This is a genomic window from Petralouisia sp. (assembly GCF_056822245.1).
In genome coordinates this window covers 1-24,692 of the sequence record NZ_JBQIOP010000030.1, presented here as the reverse complement: position 1 = coordinate 24,692, position 24,692 = coordinate 1, and the positions used below count along the sequence as shown (strand labels likewise).

General features: G+C 46.2%; 22 protein-coding genes. All 22 read right to left on the bottom strand.

Going from position 1 to position 24,692, the window contains the following annotated elements; translation table 11 throughout:
* Positions 1-154: 154 nt before the first annotated feature.
* Positions 155-1,756, bottom strand: coding sequence for a peptide chain release factor 3 (locus ACTO17_RS12630; protein WP_482558170.1), 1,602 nt, complete (start codon positions 1,754-1,756; stop codon positions 155-157).
* Positions 1,744-3,552, bottom strand: a complete 1,809-nt coding sequence (gene pepF, locus ACTO17_RS12625) for an oligoendopeptidase F (protein ID WP_482558169.1) — start codon at positions 3,550-3,552, stop codon at positions 1,744-1,746. The genes ACTO17_RS12630 and pepF overlap by 13 nt, the downstream gene beginning before the upstream one ends.
* A 93-nt stretch (positions 3,553-3,645) precedes the next feature.
* Positions 3,646-5,013 (bottom strand): MATE family efflux transporter, encoded by a 1,368-nt coding sequence (locus ACTO17_RS12620; protein WP_172537877.1) that lies wholly within the window; start codon positions 5,011-5,013, stop codon positions 3,646-3,648.
* Positions 5,014-5,162: 149 nt separating this feature from the next.
* A complete protein-coding gene (locus ACTO17_RS12615) occupies positions 5,163-5,966 on the bottom strand; it encodes a SpoIIIAH-like family protein (protein ID WP_482558168.1) in 804 nt (267 codons plus the stop codon).
* A 16-nt stretch (positions 5,967-5,982) separates the two neighbouring features.
* Complete coding sequence (locus ACTO17_RS12610) at positions 5,983-6,564, bottom strand: stage III sporulation protein AG (RefSeq protein ID WP_172537879.1); 582 nt, start codon at positions 6,562-6,564, stop codon at positions 5,983-5,985.
* A gap of 48 nt (positions 6,565-6,612) precedes the next feature.
* Entirely contained in the window at positions 6,613-7,158 is a 546-nt protein-coding gene (locus ACTO17_RS12605) for a stage III sporulation protein AF (protein ID WP_482558167.1), read from the bottom strand.
* Between the two features lie 16 nt (positions 7,159-7,174).
* Positions 7,175-8,440 (bottom strand): stage III sporulation protein AE, encoded by a 1,266-nt coding sequence (locus ACTO17_RS12600; RefSeq protein WP_482558166.1) that lies wholly within the window; start codon positions 8,438-8,440, stop codon positions 7,175-7,177.
* Between the two features lie 10 nt (positions 8,441-8,450).
* Positions 8,451-8,837, bottom strand: a complete 387-nt coding sequence (locus tag ACTO17_RS12595; protein WP_172537882.1) for a SpoIIIAC/SpoIIIAD family protein — start codon at positions 8,835-8,837, stop codon at positions 8,451-8,453.
* 28 nt (positions 8,838-8,865) lie between these two features.
* Positions 8,866-9,060 carry a stage III sporulation protein AC gene (gene spoIIIAC, locus ACTO17_RS12590; RefSeq protein ID WP_016286129.1) on the bottom strand — a complete coding sequence of 65 codons (195 nt, stop codon included), beginning with the start codon at positions 9,058-9,060 and terminating at the stop codon, positions 8,866-8,868.
* Between the two features lie 22 nt (positions 9,061-9,082).
* The gene (locus ACTO17_RS12585; RefSeq protein WP_172537883.1) at positions 9,083-9,598 is read right to left on the bottom strand and encodes a stage III sporulation protein AB; all 516 of its coding nucleotides are present in this window, start codon (positions 9,596-9,598) and stop codon (positions 9,083-9,085) included.
* A complete protein-coding gene (gene spoIIIAA / locus ACTO17_RS12580) occupies positions 9,592-10,548 on the bottom strand; it encodes a stage III sporulation protein AA (RefSeq protein ID WP_482558165.1) in 957 nt (318 codons plus the stop codon). Before spoIIIAA ends, ACTO17_RS12585 begins: the two co-directional genes overlap by 7 nt.
* Positions 10,549-10,853: 305 nt before the next feature.
* A complete protein-coding gene (locus ACTO17_RS12575) occupies positions 10,854-11,876 on the bottom strand; it encodes a hypothetical protein (RefSeq protein WP_482558164.1) in 1,023 nt (340 codons plus the stop codon).
* A 1-nt stretch (position 11,877) separates the two neighbouring features.
* Entirely contained in the window at positions 11,878-13,074 is a 1,197-nt protein-coding gene (locus ACTO17_RS12570) for a hypothetical protein (RefSeq protein ID WP_172537886.1), read from the bottom strand.
* Between the two features lie 212 nt (positions 13,075-13,286).
* Positions 13,287-13,463, bottom strand: a complete 177-nt coding sequence (rpsU, locus tag ACTO17_RS12565) for a 30S ribosomal protein S21 (RefSeq protein WP_004054229.1) — start codon at positions 13,461-13,463, stop codon at positions 13,287-13,289.
* A 179-nt stretch (positions 13,464-13,642) separates the two neighbouring features.
* Positions 13,643-16,294: an alanine--tRNA ligase gene (alaS, locus tag ACTO17_RS12560; RefSeq protein ID WP_482558163.1), complete on the bottom strand. Its 2,652-nt coding sequence runs from the start codon at positions 16,292-16,294 to the stop codon at positions 13,643-13,645.
* Positions 16,295-16,313: 19 nt separating this feature from the next.
* The gene (locus ACTO17_RS12555; RefSeq protein WP_482558162.1) at positions 16,314-16,460 is read right to left on the bottom strand and encodes a hypothetical protein; all 147 of its coding nucleotides are present in this window, start codon (positions 16,458-16,460) and stop codon (positions 16,314-16,316) included.
* 76 nt (positions 16,461-16,536) lie between these two features.
* On the bottom strand, positions 16,537-17,016 hold the full coding sequence (gene rnhA, locus ACTO17_RS12550; RefSeq protein WP_172537889.1) for a ribonuclease HI: 480 nt from the start codon (positions 17,014-17,016) through the stop codon (positions 16,537-16,539).
* Positions 17,017-17,030: 14 nt separating this feature from the next.
* Positions 17,031-18,719, bottom strand: coding sequence for a right-handed parallel beta-helix repeat-containing protein (locus ACTO17_RS12545; protein WP_482558161.1), 1,689 nt, complete (start codon positions 18,717-18,719; stop codon positions 17,031-17,033).
* A gap of 48 nt (positions 18,720-18,767) precedes the next feature.
* Complete coding sequence (locus ACTO17_RS12540) at positions 18,768-19,520, bottom strand: MBL fold metallo-hydrolase (RefSeq protein WP_482558160.1); 753 nt, start codon at positions 19,518-19,520, stop codon at positions 18,768-18,770.
* A gap of 249 nt (positions 19,521-19,769) precedes the next feature.
* The gene (locus ACTO17_RS12535) at positions 19,770-20,987 is read right to left on the bottom strand and encodes an FprA family A-type flavoprotein (RefSeq protein WP_482558159.1); all 1,218 of its coding nucleotides are present in this window, start codon (positions 20,985-20,987) and stop codon (positions 19,770-19,772) included.
* Between the two features lie 20 nt (positions 20,988-21,007).
* Positions 21,008-22,924: an acyl-CoA dehydrogenase family protein gene (locus tag ACTO17_RS12530; protein WP_172537893.1), complete on the bottom strand. Its 1,917-nt coding sequence runs from the start codon at positions 22,922-22,924 to the stop codon at positions 21,008-21,010.
* 299 nt (positions 22,925-23,223) lie between these two features.
* Positions 23,224-24,429 carry a hypothetical protein gene (locus ACTO17_RS12525; protein WP_482558158.1) on the bottom strand — a complete coding sequence of 402 codons (1,206 nt, stop codon included), beginning with the start codon at positions 24,427-24,429 and terminating at the stop codon, positions 23,224-23,226.
* Positions 24,430-24,692: the final 263 nt, after the last annotated feature.

Below are 24,692 nucleotides of genomic sequence, written 5' to 3'. Positions count from 1 at the left end.
GATAAACATGCCGGATTCCCTTTGACCCGTAAACCGGACGATACGTCGGTGAACGCTTGATATATTGACAGCAGACAAAACTGCAGGATTTCCCTTTGCTTCGCAAATTGGGCGCTCCTGCAGTTTCTGTATTGGAACATCCTGTACTTTACTTTTAATTCCGGCCGAACTCTGACAAGATCAAACCTTCGTTTCGATCCAGCGTCATGCCTACGCTCCAGGCATTTACAAACAATAACAGGGGATTTCCCTTTAAATCCTGGATCTTTTTCATGTCGGAGGTTCCTGTTAACTTCTCCATATCAATTTCTTTATTCTCAATCCACCGGATATGCTCATAGGGCAGTTTCTCCAGGCGGATATCCACGTTGTATTCATTTTCCAGACGGTATTTCAGCACGTCAAACTGCAGTTCTCCCACTACGCCCACAATGATTTCTTCCATTCCAGTGTGGTATTCCTGAAAAATCTGTATGGCGCCCTCCTGGGCAATCTGGGTAATTCCCTTGACAAACTGCTTGCGCTTCATGGTATCTAACTGGCGCACTCTGGCAAAATGCTCCGGCGCAAAGGTGGGAATGCCTTCAAAGGCAAATTTCTTATTGGCATTGGTGATGGTATCCCCGATGGAGAAAATTCCCGGATCGAACACGCCGATAATGTCTCCGGCATAAGCCTCCTCAATAATTTTCCGCTCCTGAGCCATCATCTGCTGGGGCTGAGAAAGACGCATTTTCTTTTCTCCCTGAACATGGGTCACTTCCATGCCTGCATCAAATTTCCCGGAGCAGATGCGCATAAAGGCGATCCGGTCCCGGTGGGCCTTGTTCATATTCGCCTGTATTTTAAATACGAAGGCAGAAAAATCCTCCGAAAAAGGATCGATCTCCCCTAAATCTGAATTTCTGGGAAGGGGCGTGGATGTCATCTGCAAGAAATGCTGCAGAAAGGTCTCCACACCGAAATTCGTCAGAGCAGAACCGAAAAACACCGGGGACAGTTCTCCCTTTGACACCAGTTCCATGTCAAATTCTGCGCTTGCGCCGTCTAACAGTTCTATTTCCTCCAGCAGCGCAGCCTTGTAATCCTCTCCGATTTCCTCCGCCAGAGCCGGATCGTCCAGATCAATATCTTTTTCCACTCCTTCTTTGGTTCCCTTTAAGGTGTCCGCAAAGGTCATGATTTTCTTCTGGCTGCGGTCGTAGACCCCTTTAAAATTCTTTCCGGAGCCGATGGGCCAGTTGATGGGACAGGTGGCAATTCCCAGTTCCTTTTCAATCTCATCCAGTAAATCAAAGGTATCGTTGGCGTCCCGGTCCATTTTATTGATAAAGGTAAAAATCGGAATATGGCGCATCACGCAGACCTTAAACAGTTTCCTGGTCTGGGCCTCCACACCCTTAGAGCCGTCAATTACCATCACTGCAGAGTCCGCCGCCATCAGCGTACGGTAGGTATCCTCCGAAAAGTCCTGATGCCCCGGCGTGTCCAGGATATTGATACAGTACCCGCCGTAATTAAATTGCAGGACAGACGAAGTCACAGAGATTCCTCTCTCCTTCTCAATCTCCATCCAGTCTGACACGGCGTGGCGGGCAGTGGCCTTGCCCTTGACAGATCCGGCCAGATTGATGGCGCCGCCGTATAAAAGAAACTTTTCCGTCAAAGTGGTTTTCCCCGCGTCCGGATGGGAAATAATGGCAAAGGTTCTGCGCTTTTCAATTTCTTTCTTTCTGTTTTTTTCTATTTCTGACAAGACAATTCCTCCATTTCTGCAATTAATTCTCCAAAGGTTTTTAAAGCCTCCCGGATGGGCTCTTTCGTGGTCATATCCACGCCTGCGTCTTTCAAAAGTTCAATGGGGGATTTGCTGCACCCGCCCTGCAGAAACTTCAGATAACGGGCCACTGCAGGCTCCCCCTCCTCCAGAATTTTTTTGCTTAAAGCCATAGACGCCGCAAAACTGGTGGCATACTGATACACATAAAAATTATAATAAAAATGCGGAATTCTCGCCCATTCCACGGCAATTTCGTCATCCGCAATGACATCCGGCCCATAATACTGCACATTCAGCTCATAATACAGTTTTTTCAAAGCTTCTGCCGTCAGCGCTGTTCCCTCTTCCACCATCTGATGGGTCAGAAGCTCAAATTCCGCAAACATGGTCTGGCGGTACAGCGTGGCGCGGAACTGCTGCAGGAAATGATTGATCAGATACGCCTTTCTCTTCCGATCTTCGGTGCGCTTCAGCAGATAATGCATCAGCAGGGCTTCATTGCAGGTAGACGCCACCTCTGCCACAAATATCTTATACTCACTGTCAAAGATATTGTTGTGTCTGGCTGAATAATAAGAATGCAGGGCATGTCCCATTTCATGGGCAAGGGTAAATTCAGAATCCAGGTTATACTGATAATTCATCAGCACATAAGGATGGGCCGAATAACACCCGGCGGAATAAGCCCCGCTGCGTTTTCCCTCATTCTCATATTTATCAATCCAGCGGTTCTCAAATCCCTCCTTCAGCACCCGGACATAGTCATCCCCCAGAACCTTCAGGGCTTCCCCAATCTCCTCCTGGGCCTGCTGATAAGTGATTCTGGCTGTCTCCTCTGCCACTATGGGCACGTACACATCATACATATGAAGCTCTTCCAGTCCCATCAGCTTTTTGCGCAGAGACATGTACTGATGCATATAATGCAGATTCTCGTGCACCGCTTCAATCAAATTATGATACACCTCTTTGGGCACATTGTTGGCGTCTACAGCCGCTTCCATGGAAGAAGGATAATTTCTGGCTTTGGCGTAAAAGAAATTGGCCTTTGCTTTTCCTTCATAGAGGGCTGCAAAGGTATTCTTGTACTGTTCATACCGGGCATAATATGCCTGAAAGGTCTCCCGGCGTACATTTTTATCCTGGCTTTCCAGCATCGGCACAAACCGGCCGCTGCTGATTTTGACCATTTCGCCCTTTTCATCCCTTACCGAGGGATGTTCAAAATCTGCGTCCGTCAGGAGACTGTAGGCTTTCTCCATAGCCTCTCCCATCTCCTTAGAAGAAGCAAGAAGCTCCTCCTGTTCCGGCGGCAGGGTATGTTCTTTCAGCCTGCGCAAATCTGAAATTGTCACCCGGTAATTGCCCAGTTCTTCTGTTTCTTTATAAAACTGCTGCAGCTTCTCTTCCTCCATCGACACAATCCAGGCATCCCTGGGCGCCGTTGCTGTGGCAAATTTATGGTAAATTCCCATCATTTTTCCACTTAACGCCTGAGAGCTGTCATTGCCGGTATCCACATCCGCGCTCCGCTGGGAATAGCAGATGGTCCGATCTAACAGCGTCACGCTCTTCTCCAATTTCTGAAAATATTCCAGAAGATGGGCGCCGCATTCCATCAGATATTCTTTCGTAAAATTTTTTAACTCTTCCACCATCTCTTCCAGTCTGCGGGCATCTTCTAAAAATAAATCCACGGAATCATATAAATCTTCTATTGCCCAGGTATCCGCAGCGGCTGCCTGGCTTCTTTTTAATAATTCTGCTGCCATATTCTGTACAACCTCCATTTTTCACATACCGGCACATTATAGCACAGCCGGCTTTTCTTGTCACCTTTTTACGCTTTGTTTCCGGAATTTCTGTCACTTATTTTTGCTGCCTGACAGAAATGAAGCCAGTTTTTTCCGTATAACAAAATAACAGATCAAATGCACGGACGCCGTCAACGTCCAGGACACCGGATAGGAAAGATACAGGCTGAGCAGGCTCTTTTGCTCCTGAAACACTGTAAAAATCCACAGTATCCGGAAACCGCAGGCTCCCAGTAAAGACACAATCATAGGCATTACCGCATAGCCCAGGCCCCGCAGCTCCCCCACTAACACATCCATAATGCCGCAGAGGCAATAGGTGGTGCAGATAACGGACAACCGCAGCATCCCCACCTCAATTACTTTGGGATCAGAAGAATAAATTCCCAAAAGCTGAGGCCCGAGCAGATAAGCCGTCCACCCCATGGAAAGCCCCACGCAGGTTACCATTCCAAGGCACTCTATCAGCACTTTTCCAATCCGTTTCCACTTCCCTGCCCCGAAATTCTGACTGGTAAAGCTGAGGGCTGTCTGATGGCAGGCATTCATGGCCATATAAATAAAGCCTTCAATGTTGGACGCCGCGGTATTTCCCGCCATTGCCACAGAACCGAAGGAATTGACGGAGGACTGAATCAGCACATTGGACAAAGAAAAGACGGTGCCCTGAAGTCCCGCCGGAAGTCCAATCCGTATAATCTGAATGACCTTGTCTTTTTTCAGCGCAAGGTTCTTCCATTCCACCCGGCAGCCTCCTTCCATTCCCATCATACAGCGGAAAATTAATCCTGCAGACACAATCTGGGAAATTACCGTCGCCAGGGCCACGCCTGCCACGCCCAGATGAAATCCTATCACAAAAACCAGATTCAGCAGAATATTGATGATTCCCGCCGCAAACAGATAATACAGGGGTCTCTGGGTATCTCCCACCGCCCGCAGGATGGAGCTGCCGAAGTTATACAGTAAAATCACCGGCATTCCCGCAAAATAAATCCGGATATACAATACCGCCTGATTCAGCACATCCGCCGGCGTCCCCATCATTACAAGGATCTGAGGCGCCACAAGCATTCCAAAAATCATCAGCCCCAGGCCGCAGACTACGCTCAAAACCATTGCGCTGTGCACCGTTTCACTGATATCTTTTTCCTTCCCGGCGCCGTAAAATCTGGCCACCAGCACATTGGCTCCTACCGAAAATCCGATAAATAGATTGGTCAGAAGATTAATCAGCGACGCATTGGCTCCCACTGCCGCCAATGCCGTGCTTCCTGCAAATCTTCCCACCACCACCATGTCTGCCGCATTAAATAATAACTGCAGAATACTGGAAATCATCAGCGGAATGGAAAACAGCAGGATTTTTGGAAACAGCGGGCCGCTGCACATGTCAATTTCATAAGATTTTCTTCTCATTTTCATTCGTATCCTTTCCATTGCTCTCCCCAAAGAAGCCGGCCTTTCAGGCCCAGAGCTTCAGACTATTTCACAAAGTATACCACAGCCCTGGGACGAGTTCAAGAACGATAAAACAGAGAGCCGTTTTCCGGCTCCCTGCGATATTTCTATTCCTGAGGCACATCCTCCTTTGGCGCGCTTTCGCTGCCTGCTGCATCTGTACCTTCTGCCGGCGCTTCCCCGGAATCCGCCTCAGGTGTTTCTGTGCTTTCCCCGGAGGAATTCTGAATGGGGGTAATAATAATATTTTCCGCCTGCACGTTGGTTTTGCGTTTTACAATATCCTCCACCTGCGCCCGCTTTGCATCTGTAACCTCTCCCATATTCAGAACCACGTCTGCATTGCCGTCTGTAATGCTTACCACCACATCCGTAAATCCTTTTGCTTCTAACAGCATCTCAGCAGCCGCTTCCCGCTCTGCAATGTCTGTCATGGCGATCATGGCGTTGATGGCGTCCTGCTTCTGCTCTTCCCCAATGCCGGTATTGTTGATAATCTCCAGCAAAGACGCTTTATTCTGGGAACGGACCTGCTCCCGGTTCAGCTTCACTTCCGATGCAAAATCAACGCTGTTTACATTGGTGCTGGTCAAAACGGCTTCTCCCGGATTGTCTACCCCTTCTCCCTGTCCGTTGGCCTTTGCAATCTCTTCTCCCGTTTTAATCCCCAGGTCTGCGTCCTGAGCCTCTGCAGCTGTTTCCTCACTGGCTTCTGTGTCTGTGAAAATATCCTCTGCGCTGTACATGTCTTCGTCGGATATTTCATATGTACTTTCATTGGTGTCTGCGCTGGCCTCCTTGGCCAGATCGCTGTCGCTCTGGCTTCCGGTGTACTGCAGATAGCCTGCCACAGCAATCATAAGAGCCAGAGCCGTAATAATAATCTGGTTCTTTTTAAATACTTTCTTCAAAACTTAAGCCCTCCTGTCAATTCATCTTAACTACCTTAATTTTATGTACTTCCACTGGAAATAATGCCAAAACCGCATCGGAAATATTTTTTACTGTCTTTGCATTTTCACCTCCCTCTGCCACCACCAGAACGCCTTCCACCTGAGGCGCCGTTTCTTTTGCAATAAAAGGCTGTCCCTGTTCCGTTTCCCTGGAAAACACTGTTTCCTCCTGATACTGGCTTTCGCGGGTATTCCGTTTAATGGCGCCGTCCTCTTCCGAAACCTCCTGGCTGCTGCGTGTAATATCTTTATCTAAAATCCTCTCCCCGTCATCTTTCAGCGTAATCATCACCTCCACCTTCCCCACCCCCTCCATTTCCCCTAAAATCTGCTCCAGCTTCCGCTCCAGCTCCCTGCCGTAGCCAGTATAGGCTCCTGCGCTCTGTTTTGTTTCTTCCCCGCTTTCTTTTTCCGGCAGTTTCTGCTCCTTATCTTTGTCCGTATTGACAGGCATTGCGATAACCAGCAGTAAAATGCCCGCCAGCCCTCCGATCAAAAGCTGATTTTTCGATATTCCCTTTATTTTCTCCAGGGAAAACCATTCCTTTTTTTTCATGAATTCCCTCATTCCTTTCCAGATATAAACACAGAAAACAAATCCTTTTCACTGCACCGAAACTGTAATTCTGTTTTCTTCCAGGCGGTAAAATTCCATCAATTCCTGTTTCAATTCGTCTGCCCCGGGATGCTTTAAGCTGTCATCCCCCAAAGACACTTTCGGAACCAAAACCCCCTCTTTAGAGTCGCTTACCTCCAAAACTATGGATTCCACCTGATAATCCTCTGACAGACAAGCCTCTGTTTTAAGCGGATTCAGTCCCTTTCCCTGGGCAATTCTTTCGATATCCATTTCAATTGCCCGTTCATATTCCTGCAGATACGCTTTTTTCTGGGTCTGCTCCAGATGGGCAGTATCCAGCTTGATATTGTCAAGCTCCTGGAAAAAACCGGCCTGGCTGATTTTCTGCATCAGAACCTCCTCCTGCCCCAACACAGACAGCACCGGCGTGGCCACCAGTATCATCAGCAGCATTCCGGAAAAAAATCTGACGTATTTCCGGTAACTGTCTTTGGGCAGCAGATGAATGATGATATTCATAAAAATATAAAAGCACACGATGTTTTTTACCCAGGTATAAACCAGTTCCATTTCATTTCCCCTTTCGTCATAAGTGAAATGTGGTAGCCGCCGTCACCATGGCGATGGTTACCAAAAACATCACCGCCGTGGTCACCACCACTTTTCCCATCATTCTTCCGCTTTCTCCCGCGCTGCTGATGCAGCCAATCATCCGTTTGTCTGAAATAGGCTGAATCACCGCCGCCAGTATTTTATAGAGAAAGGTCATAACGCCGACTTTAATCAGCGGTTCTGCACACAAGGCCAAAATCGCCAAAATCGCCGCAAGGCCAATGCCGTTTTTAATGATAATCCCGGAGCCCACCATAATCTCTGTTACAGCATTAATGGACGTCCCAAGCCCCGGCAGCATCCCCGCCGTCTTGGAAATCAGACCTGTTTTAAAGGTGTCAATCACAGGCGTCAGCAGGTTCTGCACCACATTGATGCCGATGACAATGGTAAACAAAAATTTCAGCGCCCAGGCAACGCCGGATTTCAGCAGCTCCGTCATTTTCGACAGCAGTTCTTCCTCCGTGAGATAATTCATAAGCTCCAATGCCATATAAATCTGCACAGCCGGAAGAATCATGTATTTCAATGCCCATTCCATTCCGTAAATCAAAAGAAACGTCATATCATAAAATCCTGCCGCCGTGGTAATCTGACCGGAAAATGCCATGCTCATGGTAAAGGTTGGGATCAGCACCTTCAGAAATACCATCATCTCCTCCAATACCTCTGCCGACACATCCCGAAGAATAAAAAAGGATTTCATCAAAAGCACCAACAGCAGCATGTACACCAGATAAAAACTGATTTCCGTCACCGCCGGATTTTCAAATACATCTGCAAAATTATACAAAATGGCAAACACCATGCACAGCAGCACAATCTGCACCAGGGTTTTCCGAAAAGCGGTAATTTCCCCGAATACCATACGGCAGACTTCCTGTATCAGCCATCCCTTGTCAATTTCTTCTCCCGCAATCAGACGCTCCACCAGCTCTCTGAAATGAAGCTCCTTTGTGCTCTCCTGCTCCCCCAGTATTTTGTCAATATCGGAAAAATCCAGTTCTGCCAGATAAGACTCCACCGTTTCGCTGCTGTCAGGGAAGATTCCTTCTGATTTTTCAGTATGTTCCGGCATTTCTGAGCCTGCCGCTTCCTCTGGAATTTCCTGATTCCTGGGCTCCGCCCCATAGATTGTTCCTGTCAGAAGAACCAGGCCTGCCGCCGCCCCCAATGCACACATCCATACCCTTCGCGCTGCCGCCTCCTTCTGCGGAATCCGTATCCATCCTCTTTTCAACCTGCCCACCTCAACTTAAGAACTCTCCTATGGTTTCCAACAGCACCAGAAGCACCGGCATGCTGATCACCAGAATCGACAGCTTTCCAAACATCTCAATCTGGCCCGCCACCGCCTGATAACCTGCATCCTTACAGAGATTAGAAGAAAATTCCGCCACATAGGTAATCCCAATCATTTTAATCAGAATGGCAATGTATCCGGCGTCCAGCCTGACATACTCCTGCATCCTGTTTATCACCGACAGCACCAGTTCAAGCTTGGACATAATAAAATAAAAAATACACAGGGACACCCCCAGGGTGACGAACAGCTCATATTCTTTTTTCTGATCCTTCAGCAGAATCCCAAGCAGCATTCCCGCAATGCCCAGAACTGCAATTTTTAAAATATCCATTCCCGATTCTCCATGGTTCTCAGATTAATTACAAGGCAAACAGATTCCGCATCGTCTCAAACAATTCATAGATATAAGGCACAATCCAAAACAGTACAATCAAAAGTCCTGCCAGACTGGTGAGAAAGGCATGCTCCTCCCGCCCGCTGTGTTTTAAGACCTGACTTAACACGGTAACCAGTATCCCCACTGCCGCAATTTTAAAAATCAAACTTATACTCATAGCTTCCTCCGTACATCCCCCGCTAAATCAGCAGAATTACCAGAAACAAACCGCACATCAGGCTTAAGGTGCGGGCCACTTTCTGCCTGTCCTTCAATTCCTTCTGGGCCCTTTTAAGAAACACCTCCGCCTGCTCCATATACAGTTCCAGATTCTTTAACTGCATCTTAACATCCAGATATCCGAAATTCTCTCCTGCCCGTTTCAACAGCCCCTGCTCTTCCCTGGTAAAATAAAATTTCTCTGCTTCCTCCTCCACCAGACCGCCCCAGAATTCCCCAATGCTCCCCTCATGTTTCTCCAACCCTTCAGCCGCCCGTTTTAAAAAATCAGAAAAAGGCTCTTTCCCCTGAGAAGCCATCTGCAAAAAAGCCTCCCTCAAAGGCGTTCTGGCATAAGAAATTTCCCCCTGCAGCATCAGAAACATTTCCTTCATGGCAATCAATTGTTCCACATGCTCTTTTTGCTCCTCATTGACCTTCCACCCATACAGGATGGACGCGGTAAGAATCAAAAGGCTTCCCAAAAGCTTCAGCATAATTTCTGCAGTTTTCCGTCATATACAGAAAACCTTCTCTCCCCTTTCTCTCCCATACTCAGCAGCACAAACCGTTCAAAATACTCCCGTTTGAGCCATCTTTTCAAGTGCATTTTTTCTCCCAGCTCTTCCACGCGTTCTGCGTGCATCGTTCCGAGAATCCGGCAGCCGCAGTGGAGCGCCTCTTCCACTGCCATGCAGTCTTTTTTGCCGCCCAGTTCGTCCACGGCGATAATCTGGGGCGACATGCTCCGCAGCAGCAGCCGCACGCCCTCCGCCTTGGGGCAGGCGTCTAATACGTCTGTCCGGCAGCCCAGGTCATTTTGGGGAATCCCGAAAAAGCTGGCTGCCACCTCTCCCCGCTCGTCCACCAGGCCGATTTTCTCTCCCGGCGTCTGGGAGGTTCCCTCCGACAGCAGGCGGATGCAGTCCCGCAGCATGGTGGTTTTCCCCACTCCGGGCGGAGAAAGGATTAAGGTATTATAAATGCCCCCCTGCCGGCACAGCCACGGAAGAACCGCTCTGGCGCAGTCTTTCTTCTGTCTTGCCACACGGATATTCAGACTGGAAATGTTGCGGATTGCCGTAATTTTTCCCTGCTGGCAGACCGTTTTTCCCGCCACCCCAATCCGGTGTCCGCCCTGAATGGTGAAAAAACCATTGCGGATTTCTTCTTCCAAAGCATACATCGAGTACTGGCTCATTCTGGCTAAGGTTTCCTTCATATCCTGCTCCGTCCAGAGATAGGCAGTCCCAGAAGATTTGGAAAAAAACTTTTTCTCTATGAGCCCGGAGCCTTCGCGGCTCCAGAACCACTCGGTTCCCCGGCCTGATACCATCACAGGCTGTCCTGTCCGCAGCCTGAATTCCTCCGGCTCCCTGCTTTCTTCAAAACTGTTCCGGCAGAGCTCCCTTAAGGCCCCCGGAAATACCCGGATAATTTCTTCCATGCGCCCTCCTTTCTGCGGCGGCAATCCAGAGCCTTTTCCTGCCGCGTCCTGCCGCAGTCATTCCGATCTCTTCGCCGCTGCTTCCTGTTGTCCATCTTTTTGTACCTGATTCCATATATATGTACATGCCCGGAAGAATATTCCTTATAACTAAAAAGGCTCCTTTCCGGTAAGAAACCACTGGAGCCTGCCTCTTACTGGAAAGGAGTTTTTATTATTCTTTAAAAAACGATCCTAAAGCATTTTTCAAACACGCTGTAGGAACTGTTAAAAATAAACACGATCAAATCTTTCCCCGATATTTCCTAATATAAATATTCAATCACACTAAGATTAAACTGCAACAAAATATTCCATTCTTTCTCTTTCAAATCTAATGGTGAATGCACTGCCCTGTAGTGTGCAATCGGATTTCGTATTTCTTTATAATACCATTTTGCCACTCCCATTCCCTTCACCTGTTTATATGAATTTTTCACATTTTCTATTGCAGTTGTATCAATATTTTTGAAAATCTCTTGTATTGCTGTTTCTTCATTCGGCCGCCAAGAAATCTTTTCTTCGATTTCCTTTGCTACGGCAAGTAAGGTTAATTCCGTTCCCAATACATCATAAAAAGCCTCTAATCTGATAACAGAAAATAAACGTTCTATACATCTGTATGTTTCTAAAAAACTATGATTCCATTGATTCGCCAGCATAGACATGACAATATTATGATATGGAATTTTATCATTCCCGCTGAATATGATATCTTCAAATAAATCCAAGGTCTTTTTATCCCATCGTCCAATTTTTTCTCTTTCCAATTTTAAAAAATGATATGCATACACATCATAAACATCATTTTTAATCAAACTGCTCTCTTCCACAATCTCATACGCACTTACATTTTCAAAAACTTCCTGCAAATCTTCCAACTGATGCCCATGGTAATTTTCATCCTCTGGCTGGCATAATATTTCATTGTAAATTCTCATGGGCGGTATGGCATAATTAACATTGCCTTGCAAATTACAAATAGCATAAACAAAAATTGCCAAATCAACATTCACATTCAACAACACAGAACCATCATGCTCCGATGTCTGCTCTCCCACAACAATCAGCATATCTCTATTCCTATAACTGACAATCGCAAATTTTGCATTCGGAATAAATTTCTGCACATTTATCTCCCTAATTGTATCTAATGTCTCTTTATCTTCCTTCTGAAAATCAATATAACATTTATCCAAATTATATTTATAGAAAGAATTTGCAGAATCAACATAAGCGGCTAATTTAGCAAAAATGCTTTTGCTGCTTTTCGACCTGTTTATCCCCACTTTAAAATGCCCTCCAACAAATTCCTAAGCTTGACAGTTCCCCATCTTCCTCAACAAGCACTTTAAACGCTCCATAAAACAACTCTCTTTCATAATCCCCAACTTTTGCTGTTCTTCTCTCCATTACCTGATTTAAAGTGGCAAAATCAATATATTCCGCTAGTTCGTCTCCATTTTTCTTTTCAAGATTCCTAATAACATTTAAAATAGCATTTTTAAATTTTTTCTTAGAGCTATCAATTTTTTCTTTGTCTCTTTCATCCCCAGGCCTGCCCATAATTTTCTCTCCGGCAGCCGCCACAAATCCTATCCGTGCCGGCTGCCCTGCAAACAATTCTTTCCCAGATTTAAACTTTTCTATAGAATTTTCTTCCTTTTTTTCCTCAGAATTATCCTCCTTTTTCTTGTATTTAGCATCCAAGAGAATATCCATCTGCACCATGCACTCTAACACTTCACAAAAAAGACGCACCAAATCTGTCTCTCCACTGCTTTGTAAAAAATCATGTCTTGTAAACTCATCTGTTAATTTCTCCTTGGTATTAATTTTCCAAGTACGCGCCCCAAACGCTAAAAACAATTCCACTAATCCATCTGCCTGGTATTGCCCGCCTTTGCTCCTTTTTGCTGAATCATCTATCTCAAAAACTTCAATACCTGCAACATGCTCTTTTATTTCTTTCACAATACCAGAAAAAACAATTTCTATTTGCCGCCTTACATTCCATGGCACTTGACCTGTATTCAAAATTAACATTCGGTATAATAAACTATTGCTATTATCTGAAATCCAATACTCAACACGTAATTCTCTTTGATTCACTTCTTCTTTTTCGGATACGGCTTTCATCAAAGCAGTTGTTCTTTGCATTCCATCTATGATGCTTAATTGTTCAACTGTATCATTTGTTATCAATTGTTCATACGCAATTTCACCCTTTTCAACTTTCTTATATTGTTCCGCATCTGTTACAATCCCTATTACAACAGGAGGCAATATCGTACCTTCTTTTATATCCTCGATCATTCTGTTTCTTATGGAAATTGCTGTTTTTTGTTTTAATGCTTCTCTTTGCCCAGAAATTCCTCCTCTGTTTTGATATGCCTTTTCCACCATTTGAAGATACTCTCTGACCGACATATTTTTAATTACTGACATGCATTTTAATTTCTTATCTAACAAAATACTTCTATTCATATTTTTCACTCCAAATTCATACTTTTGTTTATTGTAAAACTTAAGACCGCTTACTTATACCCTTTTATAGTATCCCATTTTTTTCTAAAATACAACATTAAACTATATTACATTTCCTGACTTTTCAAGAAAGCCAAAATTTATTTTCTGAAATTCAAAAAAGAGCCTTGTATCATCCATTCCCACAGATGATACAAGGCTCTTTCTCTTAATTAATTATATTTACGCTTTCTTGCCGCTTCGGATTTCTTCTTGCGTCTTACGCTTGGCTTTTCGTAATGCTCTCTCTTACGAATCTCCTGCTGAATACCAGCCTTCGCACAGTTTCTTTTGAATCTGCGTAAAGCGCTATCCAAAGTTTCGTTTTCTTTTACGATAACATTTGACATAGTCTCACACCTAACCTCCCTCCAGTTGCGTATTGTGCATATTCAACTGTTTGGGTCATTTTATTGCACTGCTATTAATTATAACAGATATTTCCGGTAAGTCAACTATTTTCATAGAAAACTTTTAAATACTGCCTTCCATACATGACTGCGCATGTGTCGGGCTGTTTCCGGTGCTCTTAGATCTGACCCTCCAGAACAGTTTTCACTTCTGCAATGGCATCCGGAATGCCTGCCGGATTCTTTCCGCCGGCCTGGGCCATATTGGGGCGTCCGCCGCCGCCTCCGCCGACTTTGCCTGCAATGGCTTTAATCAAATTGCCTGCATGGGCGCCTTTCTTCATGGCTTCCTCTGTTGCCATGGCAATCAGGTTCACCTTGCCGTCTTTTTCTGAAGCAAGAACCACCACGCCTTCACCCAGCTGCTCTTTTAACTGATCGCCTAAATCCCGCAATCCGTTCATATCCACGCCCGTCACGCTGGAGGCCAGGAGTTTGACGCCCTTTACCTCGGTTACCTGGTTCATCACATCCCCCAGGGCGCTCTGGGCCGCCTTGCTCTTTAAAGATTCATTTTCACTCTGCAAAGCCTTCAAATCTGCCATCAGATGCTCTAATTTCTCCACCAGTCCCGCCGGATTGGTCTTTACGGTTTTCGCTGCCGTATGAAGCAGCTCTTCCAGTTTGTCATAATATTCAAACACTGCCTTAGAGGTCAGCGCCTCAATTCGGCGCACGCCTGCCGCCACGCCGGATTCTGAGATAATCTTAAAGGCGCTGATGCTGCTGGTATTCGCCACATGGGTTCCGCCGCACAGCTCCACAGAAAAATCTCCCATCTTCACCACACGGACAGAGTCGCCGTATTTCTCGCCGAATAACGCCATGGCACCTGTTTTCTTCGCTTCTTCCAGGGTCATCACTTCTGTCACAACCGGAAGGGAAGCTGCAATCTTCTCATTGACAATGGCTTCTGTCCGGGCGATTTCCTCCGGCGTCATTGCCGCAAAATGAGAAAAGTCAAAACGAAGCCTGTCCGCATTCACATCGGAACCATGCTGCTCCACATGAGTGCCCAGCACTTCCCGAAGGGCTTTCTGCAACAGATGGGTGGCGCTGTGGTTTCTTCCAATCAGCCCCCTCTGTTCTTCTGACACGGACAGCTCTACGGAATCGCCTGTTTTAAACATACCCCGGGTGACCACGCCTACATGGCCGATGCGCCCGCCCCGGAGATGAACGGTATCCTCCACCCGGAATTCATTTTCCCCGGCGCGGATAACGCCTGTATCGGCATTCTGTCCGCCCATGGTGGCATAGAAGGGCGTCTCTTTTACAATGATGGTTCCCCGCTCTCCGTCTGACAATGCCTCCGTCAGTTCTGTCTCCGTGGTTAATACGGTAATCTCCGAACTGTGAACCAGACGGTCATATCCTACAAATTCCGTGGTTACGGAAACGTCAATCTCATCGTAGACTGTGGCGTCCGCACCCATGTAGTTGGTTTCCTTCCTTGCATTTCTGGCTTTATTCCGCTGCTCTTCCATACAGCTTTTGAAGCCTTCTTCGTCAATGGAAAATCCCTGTTCTTCCAAAATCTCCAGTGTCAGATCCACCGGGAATCCGTAGGTGTCATACAATTTAAATGTATTTTCTCCGGACAGTACCTTTGTACCCTCCGCTTTCATTGCTTCCTGCATTTCCGCCAGGATGCTGAGTCCCTGATCGATGGTCTTGTCAAACTTCTCTTCCTCCTGGGTCAGCACCTTAAAGATAAATTCTTTCTTTTCCTCCAGTTCCGGATATCCGTCCCGGCTTTCCGCAATGACCGTAGCGCTTAAGGTTGCAAGGAATTTCCCGCTGATTCCAAGAAGCCTGCCGTGGCGGGCCGCCCGCCGGATCAGGCGCCGGAGCACATAGCCACGCCCTTCATTACCGGGCATAATGCCGTCGGAAATCATAAAGGTTGCGGAACGCATATGATCTGTAATCAGCCGGATGGAAACATCATCCATGGCGTCGGTCTGATAGGTCTTGCCGGACACCTGGCATACCTTGTCCCGGATTGCCTTCATGGTATCAATGTCAAACACAGAATTCACATCCTGCACCACTACCGCCAGACGCTCTAAGCCCATGCCTGTGTCAATGTTTTTGTTGGCAAGCTCCTCGTAATTGCCGTGTCCGTCTCCGTCAAACTGGGTAAATACGTTGTTCCACACTTCCATAAAGCGGTCGCATTCACAGCCCACCTTACAATCAGAGCTGCCGCAGCCGTAAGCCTCTCCCCTGTCATAATAAATCTCAGAGCAGGGGCCGCAGGGGCCTGCGCCGTGTTCCCAGAAATTATCGCATTTCCCATTTTCATCCCGGTAAAACCGGGTAATCTTCTCTGCCGGAACGCCCACTTCCTTCGTCCAGATTTCAAAGGCTTCCTCATCTTCTCCGTAAATGGAAGGATAGAGCCGCTCCGGCTCCATGCCGATGACCTCTGTCAAAAATTCCCAGCTCCAGGCAATGGCCTCGTGCTTGAAATAATCCCCAAAGGAAAAATTGCCCAGCATTTCAAAAAAAGTAAGATGTCTCGCTGTCTTACCTACATTCTCTATATCTCCGGTACGAATACATTTCTGGCAGGTGGTCACACGCTTTTTGGGCGGAATCTCCTGCCCGGTAAAATAAGGCTTCAGCGGCGCCATTCCCGCATTGATAAGCAGCAGGCTGTTATCGTTGTGGGGTACCAGAGAAAAACTTTTCATCGCCAGATGATCCTTGCTTTCAAAAAATTCCAGATACATCCTGCGCAGTTCATTTACTCCATACTTCTTCACGACCAATTTCCTCCACTGTCTATTTATCTTGCTGTGTCAGTTCCGCTGCTGTTTTGCTGTCTTTTCTGTCACGCAGTTTCTTTCCCAGAAAAAGTCCGCAGCCGGCTACTGCCGCCATAAGTACAAACTTCAAGGCATACTGTATCAAACTGGCCAAAAACGTCATAAAAGCACCTCCTATCAAGTGTTAATCATATCATATGACCGGCCGATTTTCAAGAACGGCCAGGGATAAATCGCCTTTATTCTGTCAGCGGAGCATCCTCCAGGAGATTCTCTCCGTCTGCCGCCGAGGTGGCAAGGGCGTCGCAGCGTTCATTCATCACATGCCCGTCGTGGCCCTTGACCCAGATAAAGGTTACCTTATGGGGCGCCATTGCTTTCAGCAGCGCTTTCCAGAGATCGATATTTTTCACCGGTTTTCCGTCTGATTTCTTCCAGCTCCTTTTCAGCCAGCCGGACACCCAGTTCTGGTTGAAGGCGTCCACCACATATTTGGAATCGGAATACAGTTCTACCTGGCAGGGCCGGTTTAATTCCTGCAGGCTGCGGATAACCGCCATCAGCTCCATACGGTTGTTGGTGGTTTTCCGGTAGCCGGCGGAAATTTCTTTTTTATAAACTTTCCCTTCCTGATCCGTATAGACCAGAACTGCGCCGTAGCCGCCCGGCCCGTCGGGATTGCCCCGGGCCGCGCCGTCTGTGTATATTTTTACATCCATGTTTTCCCCATTCCTTATTTCTGTCCGGTATTTCCTTGTATCTTTGTCTGGGTGTAAGAAGAGCCGTTGAAAATACCCTGTCTCTTACATTTTTTAAGATTATTTTTAACAATATAATAAACTCTGGCGTCACCGGACAGGGAAATTCCGTTTACGCCCATATTGGAAATCTTATTCTTTCCAATGGAAGAAATTGTTCCGCTCATTGCCACGACTCCATGCTGCTTGCAGCCTGTGATTTTATTCTCCTGAATTCCCTTTGTTCTGCTTTTTCCAGAACCAATGCTTCCGGCAATTAACACAATTCCGCTTTTATTGATGGTTTTTAAGGTATTCCCGGATACATTGGTGACCTTTGCCTTGTTGATGCAGATTCCGTTCTCACCGGTATTGCTTATTTTGTTTTTCGTAATATTCTTCAGGGCACAGTCTGCTTTTCCATGGATATCAATAATTGAAATTCCGTGCTTTTTGGCTTTGTTGATGGTATTGCCTGTAATACTGGTTACCTTACCGTCATCTACGCTGATTCCGTTCCATTTCACATTGGTAATTTTATTTCCGGAAACTTTCTTTACCGTTCCGCCTCCGATGGAAATTCCATGTTTTGCAATATTCTTCAGCGTATTATTGGAAATCACCACATTCTTCCCGGAGTCTACCATGATTCCGTTCTGTTTCATGCCCTCGGCCTGATTGCCTTCAATCACCACACCGTCTGCAACCATCACATGCATGGCAAACTGGTAAGGCCCTTTGACAATGTTGTTCTTTACTGTCAGATTGTTGATGCCGATACAGGTAATCGCAATCTTTGCCGCCTTGTTCTTAGAAGAACAGGTGATAGTATTATTGGTAATGGTAATGTCTTCATTCCTGTACTTTCCGTCTTTTGTATGGCGGTGCTGCCCTACGCCGCAGGGAATGTCGTTGAATTTGTTGTCCGTAATAACCACATTTTTGCAGGATGTACCGTCAATGACAGAGCCTCTCGCCCAAGGCTCATTGCCGGTTTTCCATGCAGTTTCAATCTGAATGGCTTCCCTTGCATATTTATAATCGTTTTCCTTGCCTTTCTTATAGCGGAACCCGGTAAAGGTACATCCGCTGACCTCTCCGTTTTTCACTCCCACCAGTTCTAAGATGTGGCAGTCATAGGTATTCTTAATGGTACAGTCCTTGATGGTAATATTCTCTGCATGGTCAAAACGGACCACATCGGTTCCCTTGGCAGCCTTTGCCGTATTGCCGCCGTCGATGGTTCCGCCTTCTATTGTGATGTTTTTGGACATATTATATTTTCCCACAACATCTCTTTTACTGTTCTGATCCACATTAAAAAGAACTTCCCTGTTAATCCAGCTGTCCATTCGGTACAGGGTCGCATTCTTATCCAGAATCAAGTGGGTATTGGAATACACCCGAAGAGTCTTGTCAATGTTGTAAGTTCCTGCCGGAAAATAAATGGTAATTTCTTTCTTGGAACCGATGGCTTTGTTCAGTACGCTCTGGATTCCTTTGGAATCAGATATTTTGTCCTTGGGGTTGACCTTTTCTTCTGCGTCTGTAACTACATTATAATCGTAATTCGGCGCAGATGACGCCTGAACCCGTCCTGTGTTCATAAGCACGCCTGCGCTTACCAGCATGGCTGCCCACAGTCCCAGTTTTCTTTTGGTAAATTTGATTTGATCTTTTTTCATTTTGCACCTCCGTATGATTTCCTATTATACCGAATAACACAGAAACAATCAACGAAAAATTTCCTGATTCTCCTTCTCCACAACAAGTATCTTTTCCCGTACTGCCGCAGTTCTCGGAAGGCTTCGGTATTCCTGAATCACCTCATACTTTTTCCACAAATGCATGGGTACAATACATTCTGCCTGCACATGTTCGATGAAATAATCAATTCCCAGATACCGGTCATGCTCCTGCCTGGGGTCCAGCACCACAAAGGCCAGGTCTATGTTTCTTCCGGAAAGCAGATCGATCTGCGCTTTGTAAGTTTTTTCCTGATACTCATTAAATTCCTCCGGCTCCCCTTCCCATTTCCACCAGTTCAAATCCCCTGCATGGTAAATGGTTTTGCCGGAAACAGACGCAAGAAAGGCCACGCCGCTGTCTGTGGAACGCAGGGTTTCCACAGTAATTCCGCCTATTTCATATCGTTCTCCCGGCTTGACATAAGTAATGCAATCCCTGATTTCTTCTTCCACCCCCAGGCGTTTCAGAGCGGAATTTCCCAGTTTTTTTCTGATGTCTTTGGAAAAAATATAATGGATATCGGGATATTTCCTGCTCCATTTCAGTACCTCCGGGTCAAAATGGTCCTGATGGCTGTGGCTTGAAAACACATATACCGGCGTTTCTTCCGGCAATTCTGGCATTTTCCCATGATAGATACAATCCGAAACTCTGTCTCCTCTGAAATAGTCAAAAACCAGCGCCATTTTGTCCGTTTCTACGCAAAAGGCGCTGTGGTGAATATAAGTAATCTTCATTGTCTCCTCCGCTTTCTTCCAAAGCGTGTTTGAAAAATACCTTCCGACAGATGTCAGGAATAATTTTTCAAACACGCTTTGACATTTTGTAAACTGTTTTTTATTATACTGTAATTTTTACAAAATGTACAGGCACAAAAAGAGGGCTGCCGGGAAATGAAGCTTACACCCGATATACAGTTGTGACACGAAAAGAATCACAGTATATATTGGGGAAAATCTGTCAGTTCCCAACAGCCCTTTATCTTATTATTCTTCTTTCATTGAATCAATAATTGCATCTGCAAGCGCATCCAGCTCCAGGCTCTTATCCGGGCCCATGGAAGAAGCGATGCTTAACCGGTCGTTTAAAACGGTCATGTTTTTCATTTCTTCATCAATAAACTTCTGCATTAAATCTCCGGACTTGCAGGCCCAGGAGCCATTCTCTATCAGTGCAAAGGTACGGTTCTGCATATTCAATGCCTTCATATCCATCAGGAAGTTATGCATCACAGGATAAATGCCCAGGTTATATGTGACAGACGCCAGCACGATATGGCTGTATTTAAAAGCTTCTGAAATCAGGTACGAAACATGGGTGTTGGATACATCATAAACTGCCACATTGGAGCATCCCTTTTCGCAGAGCCTTGCCGCCAATGCCTGAGCCGCTGATTCCGTATTGCCGTACATGGACGCATAGGCAATCAAAACTCCCTGCTCTTCCGGCTCATACCGGCTCCATTTATCGTATTTTTCTACAAAATAGCCCAGGTTCTCACGCCAGACAGGGCCGTGAAGCGGACAGATGAACTTAATCTGATCTAAAATCCCGGAGGCTTTCTTTAACAGAAGCTGAATATGGGGGCCGTATTTGCCTACGATATTCGTCAGGTAGCGGCGGGCTTCGTCAATCCAGTCACGGTCGAAATCCACCTCGTCAGCAAAGAGCTTGCCGTCCAGGGCGATAAAAGAACCGAAAGCGTCTGCCGCAAACAATACGCCGTTGGTGGTATCAAATGTCACCATGGCTTCCGGCCAGTGCACCATGGGAGCCGCTACAAAGGTTACTGTATGATCGCCGAAGCAGTGGGTATCTCCTTCTGCCACAGTAATGCATTCATGCAGATCCGGATGGAAGCCGAACTGACGCATCAGCATAAAGGCTTTCTCACTGGAAATTACTTTTACATCCGGATAGCGAAGCAGGATCTGTTCGACGGACGCTGCATGATCCGGCTCCATATGATTGATCACAAGCCAGTCCAGGGGACGGTCCCCCAGCAGATAATCCAGGTTTTCCGCAAGCTGACGGTACGCCGACCAGTCCACCGTGTCAAACAAAACTGTTTCCTGATCCATCAGCAGATATGCGTTGTAGCTTACTCCCTGCGGAATCGGATGAATATTTTCAAATAAATGAAGCCTGTGGTCATTGGCTCCCACCCAGTACAAATCATCGGTTACTTTCCGTACACAATACATAGATTCGTTCCTCCCTTCTGTTACGCCTCAATAAACTGTTCTTTGCCTTCTGCGCATTCCGGACATACCCAGTCTTCCGGTAATTTCTCAAATAAAGTTCCCGGAGCGATTTCCGCATCTTCGTCGCCGATTTCCGGAATATATTCGTATCCGCAGCCGCCGCATACATAGCTTTTGCCAATGGGTTCCGGCTTTGGAACAGGCGGCCGTTTCATCTTCACCATAGGAGGCGCAGGCTGTTTCTCTCCGGTGCCGAGAGCCTCTGTAAGAAGCGGAAGAATCTCTGCCACATCTCCTACAATGCCGTAGTCGCAGTTTTTGAAAATAGGAGCATTGCCGTTCTTATTGATCGCCACAATTGCAGACGCGTCTTTGATTCCCTTTAAATGCTGAATGGCGCCGGAAATACCGCAGGCAATATACAGGTTGCCTTTGAATTTCTGTCCGGACATTCCCACATAGCGGTTCAGCGGCACATATTTCAATGTTTCCGCAACCGGACGGGAAGAACCGATGGCTGCGCCTGCCGCTTTGGCCAAATCTTCAATCAGCTTCATATTCTCCCTGCTTCCGATTCCTTTTCCGGCGGAAACCACCCGCTCTGCCTGAGCAATGGGCGTATCCACAGGAATTCCTACTGTGAAATCATGTCCGTCTTTTTTCAGCGCTTCCGCCAGAGCTTCTACCCGTTCCTTCGCTCCGCCTTCTTTAAAAATCTTCCCTTTGCGCACGCCAGTGATGGGCGCCGGTTTCTTTGCCGCGGAACGGCTGCCGCCTCCGCCGGAGCTCTTCTTCATTCTTCCGATAATATGAGAAGCGATGACCACCCGCTGAATCTCATTGGTTCCTTCATAAATAGTTGTAATCTTGGCATCCCGGTACATCCGCTCTACATCCATGCCTTTTAAGAAGCCTGTGCCGCCGAAAATCTGCACTGCGTCATTGGTCACTTCAAGGGCAATGTCAGACGCATACATCTTCGCCATGGCAGCTTCCATGGAATAGGAGCTGTGGGCCTCTTTCAATTCTGCCGCGGAATAAACCAAAAATCTTGCGCAGCGAAGCTTGGTAGCCATATCTGCCAGTTTGAAGGAAATGCCCTGCTGCGCGGCAATGGGCTTACCAAACTGAACACGCTCTTTCGCATAGTCAAGGGCCTGTTCGTACGCTCCCTGGGCAATGCCGAGAGCCTGAGCTGCAATACCGATACGTCCGCCGTCCAAAGTGGACATTGCGATCTTAAATCCCTCTCCTTCTTTGCCCAGAAGGTTTTCCTTGGGAACCTTCACATCATTAAAAATCAGTTCCGCTGTGGTAGAGGAACGAATGCCCAGTTTGTCGTAATGGTCGCCGAATTCAAAGCCTTCCCATCCTTTTTCCACAATGAAAGCGGAAATTCCCCGGGTTCCGATATCCGGCGTTGTTACCGCAAATACCACGTATGTATCTGCTTTCGGCGCATTGGTAATAAAAATCTTGCCTCCGTTTAACAGATAATAATCTCCTTTGTCAAGGGCTGTCGTCTCTGTGCCTCCGGCGTCCGAACCGGCATTGGGCTCCGTCAAGCCAAAGGCTGCAATCTTCTCGCCTTTTGCCAGAGGAACCAGGTATTTCTGCTTCTGCTCCTCATTGCCGTATGCAAAGATCGGAAAAGAGCCCAGAGAAACATGGGCGGAAAGAATCACGCCTGAACCGCCGTCTATCCGGGCAAGCTCTTCTACAGCAATGGCATAGCTTAAAATGTCAAGCCCTGCTCCGCCGTATTCTTTGGGATAAGGAATTCCCATAAGGCCCATCTCGCCCAGCTTTTTCACCGCTTCGTCCGGGAACCGGTTTTCCTGGTCCAGGGAAAACGCAATGGGTTTGATTTCCTCTTCGGCAAAGGCGCGAATCTTCGCCCGTAACTGCTCATGCTCTGCTGTTGTCTGGAATAACATAACATTACCTCCTTTTCTATCTGTCAATATTTGATTAATGACCGAACTATCGTTTCTTGCATTTTTGCTAATTTTAATATAACAAATTTGCAAATTTTTGTCAATTCTTCTATACAATACTTTGAAATTTTCTTCTTTTTTCGTAAATCATTGAATATCCAACGGGTAAAGTCAGAGAACCGTAAACTTTCACACATCATAGTAAAAATGTTTTTCTGCAAAATAAAAAGGATGCGAATCCTTCAGACAAAACTCTGTGGACTCGCATCCTCTGTATTCTTATCTTTACTTAAAACAGATTAAATGTAATCTGCATAGCGGAATCCTTCCTGCAGGTTGTACGCTCCGGCAGCTGTATAACTATTGGCCGTATTGGCATGGGTAGTCATATAAAAATCTACCAGTGAAGCATTGGTGGAAATAGAAGAGCCATAGTTCTTGAAGAACTTCTGTACCTTGGACATATCTGCTTGCTTAAACGTGTCCTCATCAATCTTCATTCTGCCTTTTGTGTCCACGCTGATTCCAAACTGTTTCAGCATATCCGCATTGCGGGCTGTCTTTCCTCTGATCTGTGTCAGATTTGATATTACGCCGGAATTGGAACTGGATTCAGCAACATCAAACATCTTATTATAATTGGTGACAAAGCTCTTTGCTACTGCAAAAATTTTGTCAATGTCATAGTTCTCATTGCCATCTTTATCTTTTACTTTTTCATACAATTTGTCAGACGCCAATGTCTCACTGTCTGTTTTAAGAGCTGCCGCACTGGAACCTGCCGTATTATTAGTGGCGCTGTCCTCAGTGTCCGTCTTATCTGTGGTGTCTGTCTTATTGGTGGTATTCGAAGTGTTCGCATTGGCGAACTGAATCCGGGAGGAGATTTTGGAACCATAACTCATAATATCGTTGGTGGAAAACAACTCCTGTACCTTAGAAACATCTGTTCCCTTCAGCTTGCCTTCATTCAGCTGAAGTGTTCCGTTCGCATTGATTGTGATGCCCAGTTCTGCAAACTTATCAGCATTCGCATTCGTGCTGTCCATCATATTTGCCACATATGCTGTTTTGCCTGCCAATGTGGATTTCTTCGCCGCAGTCACAACGCTGTTATAATCCGCCACAAAATTCTTCATGGCTGCAGTCACCTTGTCTGATGCGCTCTGACCGTTTTCTGTATCTGTATAAGTTTTATCATTCTGTAATGCGGATACAGAATTCTTCAGATTGGAAAGCCCGTTGGTCAGATTGGTATTTGCCTCCTGGGCCTGTTTGGAAATCTTCGGATTCTTCTTCTCTTCTAAAATCTTGTCAAGCGTATTGGTGGGGCTGCTCTTCTTGCTTGCAGCTGATGTACTGGAACTGCTGCCTGTGCCGTAATATGCCTTTAAAAGTTTGCCGTAGCTTCCGCTCTTAATGCTGGCATAATCTGAGAGGAAATTCTGATTTCCCGCTCCGCCGCCTGAAATACTCTGAAATAATTGTGAATAACCCTGACTCATACATCATCACTCCTTTGAATAAAACATCAACTTCCCTATCTCTATGTCTGATAGATCAGGTATATCATGATAAAATCTCTTTTGTTATGCCTATTATAGCATACACATTTCAGGATTTCAAGATAACTTCCGGCCTTTTGCACAGAAAAATGCTACCGTTCACACAATGTCATTAACTTAAGAAAAAGCAATACCGGATAGCTTTACACCCATCCAGGGGGTAAAGGACATCCGGTATTGTTCTGGAAAATTAATTCTAATAT